Origin of the sequence: Wukongibacter baidiensis (genome assembly GCF_050888315.1) — a bacterium.
In the GTDB taxonomy this organism is placed as follows: Bacteria; Bacillota; Clostridia; order Peptostreptococcales; family Caminicellaceae; genus Wukongibacter; species Wukongibacter baidiensis.
Window position 1 is genome coordinate 6085439 of record NZ_CP138202.1, and the last position, 12048, is coordinate 6097486.

At 32.2% G+C, this 12048-nt stretch carries 9 protein-coding genes and 1 tRNA gene; 8 read left to right on the forward strand and 2 right to left on the reverse strand.

Features of this window, described 5'->3' with window-relative positions; translation table 11 throughout:
• Nucleotides 1-55 precede the first annotated feature (55 nt).
• Nucleotides 56-325, forward strand: coding sequence for a CD3324 family protein (locus tag R9X47_RS27885; RefSeq protein ID WP_432664328.1), 270 nt, complete (start codon nucleotides 56-58; stop codon nucleotides 323-325).
• 157 nt (nucleotides 326-482) lie between these two features.
• Nucleotides 483-1394 (forward strand): GNAT family N-acetyltransferase, encoded by a 912-nt coding sequence (locus R9X47_RS27890; protein ID WP_432667704.1) that lies wholly within the window; start codon nucleotides 483-485, stop codon nucleotides 1392-1394.
• Nucleotides 1395-1603: 209 nt separating this feature from the next.
• On the opposite strand, the gene R9X47_RS27895 is transcribed toward R9X47_RS27890, so the two are convergent.
• Nucleotides 1604-2707 (reverse strand): GerAB/ArcD/ProY family transporter, encoded by a 1104-nt coding sequence (locus R9X47_RS27895; protein ID WP_432664329.1) that lies wholly within the window; start codon nucleotides 2705-2707, stop codon nucleotides 1604-1606.
• A gap of 852 nt (nucleotides 2708-3559) precedes the next feature.
• On the opposite strand from R9X47_RS27895, the gene R9X47_RS27900 reads away from it, so the two are divergent.
• From R9X47_RS27900 to R9X47_RS27925, 6 genes are all read left to right on the forward strand, one after another.
• Complete coding sequence (locus R9X47_RS27900) at nucleotides 3560-5212, forward strand: sensor histidine kinase (protein WP_432664330.1); 1653 nt, start codon at nucleotides 3560-3562, stop codon at nucleotides 5210-5212.
• The gene (locus R9X47_RS27905) at nucleotides 5202-6575 is read left to right on the forward strand and encodes a sigma-54-dependent transcriptional regulator (RefSeq protein WP_432664331.1); all 1374 of its coding nucleotides are present in this window, start codon (nucleotides 5202-5204) and stop codon (nucleotides 6573-6575) included. The genes R9X47_RS27900 and R9X47_RS27905 overlap by 11 nt, the downstream gene beginning before the upstream one ends.
• A gap of 28 nt (nucleotides 6576-6603) precedes the next feature.
• Entirely contained in the window at nucleotides 6604-8121 is a 1518-nt protein-coding gene (locus R9X47_RS27910) for a sodium/proline symporter (protein ID WP_432664332.1), read from the forward strand.
• Between the two features lie 554 nt (nucleotides 8122-8675).
• Nucleotides 8676-9488 carry a nitrilase-related carbon-nitrogen hydrolase gene (locus R9X47_RS27915; protein ID WP_432664333.1) on the forward strand — a complete coding sequence of 271 codons (813 nt, stop codon included), beginning with the start codon at nucleotides 8676-8678 and terminating at the stop codon, nucleotides 9486-9488.
• A gap of 70 nt (nucleotides 9489-9558) precedes the next feature.
• Nucleotides 9559-10800, forward strand: a complete 1242-nt coding sequence (locus R9X47_RS27920; protein ID WP_432664334.1) for an aromatic amino acid transport family protein — start codon at nucleotides 9559-9561, stop codon at nucleotides 10798-10800.
• Nucleotides 10801-10973: 173 nt separating this feature from the next.
• Nucleotides 10974-11070 (forward strand) — tRNA-Sec (locus tag R9X47_RS27925).
• A 101-nt stretch (nucleotides 11071-11171) separates the two neighbouring features.
• On the opposite strand, the gene plsY is transcribed toward R9X47_RS27925, so the two are convergent.
• The gene (plsY, locus tag R9X47_RS27930) at nucleotides 11172-11774 is read right to left on the reverse strand and encodes a glycerol-3-phosphate 1-O-acyltransferase PlsY (protein WP_432664335.1); all 603 of its coding nucleotides are present in this window, start codon (nucleotides 11772-11774) and stop codon (nucleotides 11172-11174) included.
• Nucleotides 11775-12048: the final 274 nt, after the last annotated feature.

Sequence of the window (12048 nt, forward strand, 5' to 3'; positions counted from 1 at the left end):
CCTTGACAGGCTTTGCTTCCTTAATTTGATATTTTAATTTAAGGAGCTGAGCTTAGTGAGATATGTAAAAGCAGAAACAATACTACCGGATAATCTAGTAAAAGAAATTCAAAAGTATGTACAAGGTCAATATATATATGTTTCATCTCAACAATCAACGCGAAAGAAATGGGGAGAAAAATCCGGGAGTAGAGAGTTTATACGAAATAGAAATCAAGATATACGTAAAAAGCATAAAAGCGGATATACAATAGCAGAGTTGGCGGAAGAATTTTTTCTATCAATTCACAGCATAAAAAAAATTGTATATACAAAAAGCAAGTAAGTTAGGGGGTGTCTCATAAAATTTTCTTATGAGACATCCCATTTTTACGTGTAAAGAACATTACAGAAATGTCTTTTACATACTATTCTAGTATAAATCTATATTAAAATTATATTATAATTATAAGAATTTATCATTATAGGAGAGTGTGATTAGAATGAAAACAATTTGCAGACCATTTAATTTGCATAATAATGATTTTGAAAAAATGTGGAGGTTATTAAAAGATGATTATTCACAGAAGCAAGATGCATTTATCTGGCTTTTTAGCAGGCTTGAATATTGGCGCTTTGGAATTTGGCATGAAAAGAAATATGTTCCTACTTTTTGGGAGAAAAATGTTCAACTATGGTTAAACTCTTTCGGGGATCTTCTAGGTTTTGCTATAAGTGAAGAAGGTGATGAGACATTTACGATTATTGTTAAGCCATCTTATGAATACTTATATGATGACATCTTAAATTGGGTTAAAGAAAACTGGGGTGACAGAGGAAAATTAAATATAGAGATTAATTCTTTGGAATTGTGGAAAAGTGATATTTTGGAAAAAAACGGATTTGATCAAAAAAAGTTAACTTGTACTACTAGAAGATATGATCTCCAAAAAGCGATGAAAGGAGAGGTTGCAATGAAACCAAACTTTAAGATATTTGACATGGCAACTAATCCCGATTATGCTGGTAAGTTAAGGTGCACTAGAAATGCCTTTAAAAATAGGGAAGTTATAGATTTTGATTTTTTAGTTAATGAATACTTCATTCAATCCCCTAGTTATAATCCATACCTTGATATTTCAGTAGTTAGTGAAGAAGGAACTCATGTTTCTTCATGTATAGGATGGGCTGACTATGAAAATGGTGTTGCTGAAATAGAAACAATATGTACCCACAGCGATTACCGGCGTATGGGATTTGCAGAAGCTGTTATTAGAGAATGTATGAGGAGATTATATTCTTTAGGTATTAAATATGCTTATATAACAGGGTGGAATGAGATTACAAATGGATTATATGGAAAAATTGGCTCAGAGAGTAAAACTGAGTGGTATAGATACGAGATAAACAAATAGTGAAAGAAATTTTTGAATAGTTTTAGTAGTGACGATTAATTATAAATGACATCAAGAAATGGCCACTTGAGGCAGGTTAGAGTTTCAAGTGGTTTTAGTTGTGTTTTGATAGTTTTATGTATTATAACTATATGGCGGCCGAGAGGACGTTGGTGACAGCGAGGATAATATTGATATAAAAGTAAAAACTGCTTGTGGTGAAAGAGTTGTTAGAATTTTTGCATTAAACTGTTCTTTAAAGTCCTCATTTTTATCTCAGCTACGATAAGAATAATGATAGGAAAAATTGCCTGCAATAGAAAAGCAAAGGGTGGCCATATATCTATACCCCATTCAAGCCATCCCATTACACTTTCATGTAAAAAATAGGATAAATTAAGCATTAGTAAAGAAATAGGTACTACTATAAACCTATATTCATCAAAATTAAATATTTTACTAATACCTATGCATGTTGCCAATAGGCATATACAAAACTTTGCAAAGGTCCCAATACTGAACAGAATAATTACAACTGCTTCTGCTCTTTGGAGCAATTTCCCAATGGATATCCTTGAAGCAGCAAGATGAGCAGGAAAATACTGGGTTGAAGCTGTATTGATCCCGAGAACTAGAATATATGCCATTCCCAATATAAGCAGTAAAACTCCAGAAATTAGTAATCCTATAGTGTATATCTTATAAGGAGACTTTCTAGTTTCAAAACTATTAAATACCATTGTAAAAATTACGATTTCTGCAAAGGGGAAAGAAAATGCTGAAAAAGCACCCTTAATAATTGGACCAATTTCACTTGAGAATGTGGGACGGATATTAGCAATTTTCATCTCTGGAATTGAGAGCAATACAAAAATAGTAATTATAAATACAAGTATATGAAGGAAGAGTTTTCCCCAACGTGCTAATACCTCAATGCCTAATTTTACAGCATATGTTCCTATTACGACACAAAGAGTATTAAAGGCTATTCCAGGTGTTTCAGGAAATGTAACAGTTGTAAAGACAAAATCAATGTATGTTAGTATCAGAGCATTTAGGTGAAAGGCAAACCATATATATAGTAGACCTATTATCTTTCCAATAAGCTTTCCAAAACAAATTTCAAGAATATCAAACAAATCCTTGTGCGGGAAAAGATAGTGAAGCCTAGCGAATACAAGACATACTGCTAATGTCATAAGCACTGCTAAAATAATAGATAACCATAAATCCTGTTTAGCTTCAATTCCACGTATTAAAATAGTAGCTGTACCTACAATGAACATAATTATGAGATAGATACTTTGCTTATCGGTAATAATTTCCTTGTTCACTAGCAAGTCCTCCAAGCATTTTGATAAATAGAACTGGTATAATTACTATAGTTTAACCAAATATTTCTTTTCTAATAAATTTTGTCACAGTACTTATTATGCTAAAGGATAAGGGGGTGCAGGTGATCTGTCGAACTAGTTCATTTTATCTTACCGCTTCATCGCCGTTATAAGGCGTCGAAAATTGAAAAAAATCTTTTTAAACTCTAAATATGTTACAATGTTCCAAGGATAAGGAACTATATGGAAGTATATAGGTGTTGATGAGCCCAATTGCCTTCAAAGTTTGAATATGACTTTGAAAGCTCTCTCTTTTTTATTCGTATGAAGAATGATGCAGTAGCTATGAAAATAATTTCATAGTTACTGCATCATTCTTATCTAGAGGCTTAATAAAAGTTGATCATATCCTTACTTGATGCACTATGAAATTATTTTCATAGAAAAGGATTATTGATAAATGCTATTTACAACAAGCGAAACATGTAACGTGTTTTTTAATAAGTGAATATGGTTCATGTTTTAATATGAATATTTCAAACAGTTGAAACGGAGCCAGAAGGAGAATTATAAGTAATTAAATAAATCCTCTTGAGATTAACATCAGGAATATTTAGAGAAAACTTAAAGTTTTGGCTTGAAATTTGCTATTATTAAAAGTGGATGACTATTTATATTTTCTTATACTAATTTATATTGCAGACAATATTAGTGATGAAGTTTGAACTCTGCTGAATAAATCAGAAAGATAAAATAGTTGTTGTAAATTGCTTGTAGATTAATTTTATTTTTATTAATATTAAGTTTAAAGAGTATAATACATAAAGATGACATATAAAAAAGGATAAAAAAATGTACAAAGAAGATAGAGAACTAAAGAAAGAATTAACTCGGCATATTTCTATTATTATGATTGGGATATTATGTATTCCGGTAATCGTGATTTTTCTTTTGATTCAGCAATCTATATACTACAATAGTTTGTATAAAGAAAACATTGGTAAAGATACGGAGCGGGTTGCAGCTGCAGTGTCTGCTGAAATACAAGAAAGTTTAGAGAAATATACTCAATTGATGAGCATATGGCCTTCATCTAAAGAGAAATCGAAAGATAGTGATTTTTATAATCTAATGAACGTTGAAGATGTTTATTTTTTCAAAAATAAAGTGGACGAGAAAAATCAATTGAGTAAACTTTGTGATGACATTAAATACAAAAAATCATTCAAAGAAGGAATCAATCTCATTACTTCTGATTTAGGTGGTAAAATCATTATAAAACAATCATTTAATACTCAAAAGACTGGATCTATAAGTGTATTAGGTGAATCCTATTTCAAAACTCTAGATAAAAATAAAAAATTCCAAATATATATTTTTAATGAAGATAAAGAGTTGATCTATAATAACAATTCCTTAGAAAAAGATAGAATAATACAAAATATTATTAACAAAGATAAATTTGATAATTATTTCAATGAAAAGATCTTAGGAAAACAGGGCTATTCATATTATGACAGTTATGGAAAATATGGAAGGCAAACGATTATAAGTTATGCGCCTTTAAAAAATCATATTTCTTCATCTATCATAGGAAGCGTTGTGGTTTTCAGAGAAACTTCAAAGCTAATTCCAGAAGAAAAAAATGTAAAGATAGCCTTGTTTATTGCTATGTTCGTTGGAGGGACGATTTTAATAAAATTAATTTTCAAATTTTCGGAGATTATTATAGTACAATTTATCAAAATAACTGAACGATTCAATCAAGCATCTAAAGAAAAGGAAGCTATTCGTAAAAAATTACTGATTTCAGAGAAGTTGGCATCACTAGGGCGTATTACCTCTGGTATTGCTCATGAAATTGGAAACCCATTATCATCAATATTAAGTATTACACAAATTTTGATGAGTTACGATCTTTCGAAAGAAAAGAGTAGAGAATTTATAGCAAGGATTCAAAAGGATGTTCTTAGGATTGACAGTTTGATCAAAGAATTTCTTTATTTTCATAGGAATAGAAAAGAAAATTATGAACTCTTAAATATGAATGAGTTATTAGAAAGTGCTATTGTATCAATTCCTGATAATAGAAAAGATGAAAATGTTAAGTTGTACAAAGATTTTTCAAAGAACTTACCAGATATTTTAGGGAGTAAGAAAAAACTTGAAATTGCGCTTACAAATGTTATTCTAAATGCTTTCCAGGCAACTGAAAGAGGAGGAATGATCTATTTAAGAACTACTAAACAAAACGCTATGGTTTGCATAAGGATCAAAGACACTGGGAGCGGAATAGGAGAGCAGGAAATTAACAAGATATTTGATCCATTCTATACAACAAAAGAAGTAGGTCAGGGCTTTGGATTGGGGTTATTTATATGTCAACAAATCATTGAGGCACATAATGGAAATATTGAAGTACTTAGTGAAGAGGGAAAAGGAACGGAATTTATTATTCGGTTACCTTTTGCAGAAAATGGAGGAGAGGGAATCAATGATGGCTAAAATTCTTGTAATAGAGGATGAAATTAACTTAAGAGATAGTCTAGAATTTCTTTTAGAGCAGGAAAGCTATGCTGTTGACACTGTGTCAGATGGAAATGAAGCTATGAAAATGTTAGAAGCAGATATCTATGATGTTGTTATTTGTGATATTAGGTTACCAGGAAAAGATGGATATTCTCTATTGGCCCTTAAAGAAGAAATGAAACTAAAAGCTGACTTTATAATGATTACCGCTTATGGTAGCGTTGAATCTGCTGTTGAGGCAATTAAAAAAGGAGCGGAAGAATATATTATAAAGCCATTTTTAAATGAAGACTTGTTGAGAACTGTAAAAAAGATAATAAAATTTAGACATATTCAAAAAGAAAATGAAGTTTTTAGAAAAGAAGTTGCAGAAAAATATAGTTTTTCCAACAAAATTATTGGAAAAAGTATATTGATGCAGGAATTATTTGGGTTGGTGGAAAAAATTTCAAAATACGATTCACCAGTACTAATTACTGGTGATAGTGGAACAGGAAAAGAATTGATTGCAAAAGCTATTCACTTTCATAGTTCAAGAAATAATTATCCTTTTGTACCGATAAATTGTGGAGCCATACCTGAAGGTCTTATTGAGTCAGAATTTTTTGGACATGCTAAAGGAGCTTTTACTGGCTCGAATGGTGTGAAAAAAGGATTGCTTGAGCAGGGAGAAGGAGGAACAATCTTTCTTGATGAAGTTGGCGAAATGAGCTTGAACGTACAGGTGAAATTGTTGAGAGCACTTCAGGAAAAAGAGATTCGAAGAGTTGGAGATGTTCAACCGAGAAAAATAAATGTTAGAGTCATTGCCGCAACCAATAAAGATTTAGAACAAGAGATTCAAAATGGTACGTTTCGAGAAGATTTATACTATCGCTTAAATGTTATTGAAATTAAAAATCCTTCATTGACAGAAAGGAAAGAAGATATTCCATTATTGGTTGAACATTTTATTCAGCAATATAATAAAAACTTTGGAAGAAATGTTCAAGGAATAGAGAAGGAGGCCCTTGAAAGTTTAATGAATTATTATTGGCCTGGAAATGTGAGAGAACTTGAACATGTTATACAAAGAGCCATTATATTGTGCGATGGATTTAAAATTAAACTACGGGATTTAGAAAATAAAATAAGAAAAAATGAAAAAGATCTAGAGGTTCATTTACCAGAAGATGTTTATGATTTAAAAATGATCCTAAGCAAAGCAAAAACAATAATTGAAAAAGAGTTAATTCAAAAATCCCTTCAACAGAAAAATAATAACCGTACTGCAGCAGCAAAACTTTTAGGAATTAGTCATCGTTCATTAATGTATAAAATGAATGAATATGATTTGTAATTAAATCTAAAGACTGGGTGAAGATAATATGGAAATTCATTATATGATCATTGGGATGTTGCTATTATACTTTTTTGTTCTAATTATTGTTGGACTTATTACATCAAAGAATTTTAATAGCTTGGAAGAATATTTTCTCGGGGGCAGAAAACTATCGTCCTATATTATGGCATTATCTTTCAGTTCAACAGGTATGAGCGGCTGGCTAACTTTAGGATTTGCTGGATACACTTATGAAAATGGTTTTCAGAGTTTATGGATAATGATTCCTAGTATAACCGTAGGGATCATTATCTGCTATAAGATGGTGAGTAAAAGACTGAGATATTATTCAGAACAAATTGGGGCAATTACTGTAATTGAGTTAATCAAGAAAAGATTTTATGACAATACAAATATTCTAACTATTATTACAGAAATTATGATCTGTGCAGCTACTATTGCTTACGTAAGTGGTCAATTAATTGCATCAGGAAAACTCTTGAACATTATCTTGCATTGGAATTATCAAGTATCAGTTTTTGTTACTGCGATTGTCATGGTGGTGTATACTGTTTTAGGTGGATTTATTGCTGTGTGTTGGACAGACGTAATTCAAGGAATATTAATGATTGTTGGAAGTTTTCTTGCTGGAATATTTGCTTGGATGTATTCTGGCGGATTTGAAAAACTTTCTTATGAATTAATTCAAACTAGTCATTCAAATCCAGACTTTCTTATTACACCTTTTGCAGGAGTAGGAGCAATTGTTATGGGGATGAGCTTGTTTATTGGAGATGGGATTTTCAATTGGGTTGGACAGCCTACACTCATGGTAAAATATATGGCAGCAAAAGATTCAAAGACTTTATCACAGGCAGCTATAATCAATATAATCATTCAATTTGTTTTATTTGGAGGAGTGTTTTTAGCCTCTGTATATATGAGAACACAATTTCCTGATGCCTCTACCCTTCCATATAGTGGAGATACTGAAACAGTCCTTATTCAATTTTTTATCACAATGACGCATCCAATGATTGTAGGAATTATAATTGCAGCTATTATAGCAGCCATCATGTCTACCTCAGATTCCCTTTTAATGATGGCAACATCTGTTTTAGTTAATGATATTTATAATACATTATATCCAAAAGCATCTCAGAAGCATCTTATATTTGTTAGTAGAATAACAACAATACTATTAGGAATTATATCAGTGATTATTTCTTTAAATAAGAGCTCGGTTCTTTGGAGCTCATGGTTTGGGTGGACAACTCTGGGAATTGTCGGAGCACCTATTGTAATTGGTTTATATTGGAAAAGGGCGACGAAGGAAGGAGCAATTGTAGGGATTTTAAGTGGATTTATTGTATTAATTGTATGGAATGTCTTTGGATTGACACAGATATTAAATATCTTCCATGGTCTATCCGCGTGTGGAACGGCTTATATTATGACAATACTCGTAAGCTTGTTCACGCCAAAACCTCCTGCACATTTGATGCGAGAGATAGATGACTTGAAAAATAGGAGAAATAATCTAAACAAGGTGGAGTTAGATTAAGTTTCATAGTAAATCCAAGTTATTAAGTAATTTATTGATGTAAAGGAGACGGTTAAGTAATCTTGTTATAGAATAATTTAAATTACATACACGTATGAATCAAATTGCATGAGCTATGAATTTTCTTTCTAAGCTCATGCAATTATTCTTTTTGCAAAATAAGTTCTATATTTCAGTTTTTGGCTATGAATCAATTTTCATAAAAACATACCAGATTAGCATTAAATTACTAGAGAATCAAAAAAAAATTTTGACTAAAAATAAAATGTCTACTCATTTTGCCTATCCATGCTTGAAAGTTAAAACTCTAGATATAGGTCATAACAAAGTATTAAAAGCAAATGGAGCGCTTTCTTATTTAAATTACTATAATGTTTTAAATTTTGGCATAAGTTTTGCGAAATAAAATTGGTGTAATTCATTGCATAATGCTTCATCAAAAAAATAGTGAGGAGGATGAGAACCATAAGAAATTAGTGCCAAGACTAGAGAAAAACTAAATTTTGATGAATCAAGAACGATTTAAAACTATTAAAAAGTAAAGGAAGGTGCTTATGAAAAAAGAGAGAACTATCAAAATGGCTCTTGTACAGATGCGTTCAATACAAGGTGATACAGTTAAAAACTTATCTAAAGCAGTAGAGTATATATCACAGGCTGCAGAAAAGGGCGCAGATATTGTATGTTTTCCAGAACTATTTTACTCTGGATATCACCTATCATCTTTTGAGCTACAGTCACTAGCTGAACCAATAGACGGGCCAATGGTGCAAAAACTAAGTAAAGTTGCAAAAGAAAAAAACGTTTTCATTATAGCTGGTTTTGCAGAATCAACTGAAATAATTGGGAGAATGTACAATTCTGCTGTATTGATAAATAATAGTGGTGAAGTTGTTGGAAGTACAAGGAAAGTTTACGCATGGGGAGATGAGAAATTTAAATTTAGAGAAGGAGACAAATTTAAAGTTTTTGATACTCCACTTGGTAAGATTGGCATTATGATCTGTTATGACATGGAATTTCCTGAGCCCATGAGAATTATGGCTTTAAAAGGAGCTGAAATAGTCTTTGTGCCTTCTGTATGGAGTTTTGAAGCTGAAAGAAGATGGCATGTTGATCTTGCCGGAGGTGCTTTATATAATCTAATGTATACAGCAGGGATTAATCCTTGGGGAGACGGTGCTTGTGGATCGACAATGGTTGTAGGTCCAGATGGTGAGGTAATAGATATGGCACCACGTGAGGAAGAGCATGTACTATATTGTGAGGTAGATCTAAATAGAATTATTGAAATGAGGAGTAAGATTCCATATCTAAATGATTTCAAAGAGAGTACATTTTCTATGGATGCAATTCATAAATACTAATCTAAATTAATTCATAAAGAAGATAAATATAGGCATGGAAAAAAACTTATTTTAAAGGAGGAAAATTGTAATGACTTTAGCAGATAAAGTTACAAACAATGAAAGTGTATATAAAGAAGGTGCACTTAAGATAACGAAAATGACTCCAGCAGAAGTAACGTTTACTGTTATCGGCGCTGTTATTGGGTCAGGTTGTCTTGGTACGGCTTATGCATCAAGACTAGCGGGTTGGCCTGTTATTGCACTTTGGTTCATTTTAGCTGGATTTTTAACTGTTTGCTCAATGCTGTATGTAGCAGAGACTTCTTTAAGAACTAAAAATCTTGTTCAATTACCTGGGCTTGCTGAAAGATATGTTGGCAAAGTTGGTTCGATAATAATTTTTGCTTCTGTTGCTGTCAACTCTATAGGCTGCCTAATAGCTTATTTTAATGGTAGTGGTGATATTTTGGCTCAAATGCTAGGTGTATCTAGAGAAATTGGAATGATTATTTTCTTAATACCAGCAGTTGGAGTTTCTTGGTTTGGTCTTAAAGCTACTGGTGCAGGTGCTAAATTACTTAGCATAGGCATGATTACATTACTTGTAGTATTATGCATAGCATCATTCTTATCAGATAAGGTTGATGTTAACAATGTAGTATTCGTAAACTGGAGATTTGCAGTACCTCTATTTAGTGTTGCAGCATTTAGTTATATCGGGCAATATTTAGTACCTGATCTTGTTAGGGGGATGTCACATGATCCTAAGAAACTTGCTCCGGCAATAGTAAAAGGTATGGTTATTTCTGCTGTTCTTCTTATTATGATTCCACTAAGTGTAATGCTTATTAATAAACCAGATGAGATTACTCAGGTTGCAACATTGTCTTGGGGTCAAGCACTGGGAGATTGGGCATTTTTTACCTCTAATATATTTGCACTTATAGCAATGTTAACATCATATTGGGCCATCAAGACCACCTTTGTTACTAATGTTGTTGATGTACTCAAGCTTAAATCGGAATGGGATATAAAGACAAGAGTAGTTATAACTGCAGTAATTGTAGCAATACCACTTTACCTTTCTATGGGAGGCCTTGTAGGATTCGTTGACGCCATATGGGCAGCAGGTACATTTGGTGGTGTAGTAATGGCAATTATTCCAGTTATGATGCTAAGAAGCTCAAGAAAAACTGGGGATATTGATCCTGAGTGGAAATGTGGCTGGTACTCACATGCATTCTTCCAATGGGCGTTAATAATTATTTACTCTAGTGTAGCAGTATATGCAGTATTTGGCATGTTAGGGTACCTGCCTGCGGGATGGTAAAATCAAATGCTGTGTCAAAGGGATATTTTGATTGATGAGATTGGATCGAGCTTATGAATTACATATATTTCCATTTTGCGATTATATAACGTCGAAAAATGTAAAAATTATCCCTTGACAGAAATTGCAGATATGCTATAATGTAGTAGTGCCAAAGAGAAAGGGCACTACATGGGAGTAGATGGGTGCTGGTGTGCCCTCTGGTCTTCAAAACCAGTTTGAGGGGTTAGGAGCCTCTTAGGTGGGTTCGATTCCCACATACTCCCGCCAGTCTCCAAGTATTTAAAATAGGGTAGATTAGAATTAGAGAATCCCATCGATAGGATTCTCTTTTTTTAGTTTTAATAAAAGGAAGACCGACTAAACTGCTTTTAGTCGGTCTTCTTTTTATTAAAATTAATCTTTGATTCATTACCGGATAGTAGTCTTCTGATGTTGGATTTATGTCTATAAATAACGAACAGACCAATAAAAATAGAAAAAATTAAGAAATACTCATGGGTATTCATGAAATACGAAAGTATTGGGAATAGCACAGCTGCTGTAATAGAAGCCAAAGAAACAATACGAGATATTGCAACTATCAAAATAACAGTACTAAGTAGTATTATTCCGACTAATGGATAAAGGGCAAAAACTGTACCTCCAGCTGTGGCAACACCCTTTCCACCTCTAAATCTTAGGAAGATTGGATAACAATGTCCTAATATAGCAAAAACAGAGCAAATTACTGCTACATCAATTCCAATAAGATTTTTAACCATAATTGCTACTATAAAGCCCTTTAGGAAATCTCCTGTGAAGGCAACGGCACCAGCTTTTTTCCCAAGGGTACGGAGAACGTTTGTAGCACCGGTATTACCGCTCCCATAATCTCGAATATCAATTCCGCCTAAATATTTTCCTGTAAGTAATGAGAAAGGAATACTACCAATTAAATAACTAATAATAGCGGGTATTAAATACTCACTCATTAAAACTCCCCTTTCAAAGAAATCATATTAATTTAATAATACGGGTTTAATTATAATTATAAAGAAGGTATCGAATTGAAGCAATACAATTAGAGCATTTATTTATAGTATATTCATAGAAATTATAGCTAGAAGATATTATTATAGTCATGTGGTACTGAAACTTGATAAACGAAAGTATCTGTGAGAGTTTCGTCCAAAATTTTTATAACACATAGGAAATTATAGGATTATCAACTTAATTGATAAATATAATTTCCTATGTGTTATAAAA

What these genes read in the sequence shown, in the direction of transcription:
- R9X47_RS27920 (WP_432664334.1), top strand. Translation starts at nt 9,559, where the DNA reads ATGACTTTAGCAGATAAAGTTACAAACAATGAAAGTGTATATAAAGAA.
- R9X47_RS27900 (WP_432664330.1), top strand. Translation starts at nt 3,560, where the DNA reads ATGTACAAAGAAGATAGAGAACTAAAGAAAGAATTAACTCGGCATATT.
- R9X47_RS27910 (WP_432664332.1), top strand. Translation starts at nt 6,604, where the DNA reads ATGGAAATTCATTATATGATCATTGGGATGTTGCTATTATACTTTTTT.
- R9X47_RS27890 (WP_432667704.1), top strand. Translation starts at nt 483, where the DNA reads ATGAAAACAATTTGCAGACCATTTAATTTGCATAATAATGATTTTGAA.
- R9X47_RS27915 (WP_432664333.1), top strand. Translation starts at nt 8,676, where the DNA reads ATGAAAAAAGAGAGAACTATCAAAATGGCTCTTGTACAGATGCGTTCA.
- plsY (WP_432664335.1), bottom strand. Translation starts at nt 11,774, where the DNA reads ATGAGTGAGTATTTAATACCCGCTATTATTAGTTATTTAATTGGTAGT.
- R9X47_RS27905 (WP_432664331.1), top strand. Translation starts at nt 5,202, where the DNA reads ATGATGGCTAAAATTCTTGTAATAGAGGATGAAATTAACTTAAGAGAT.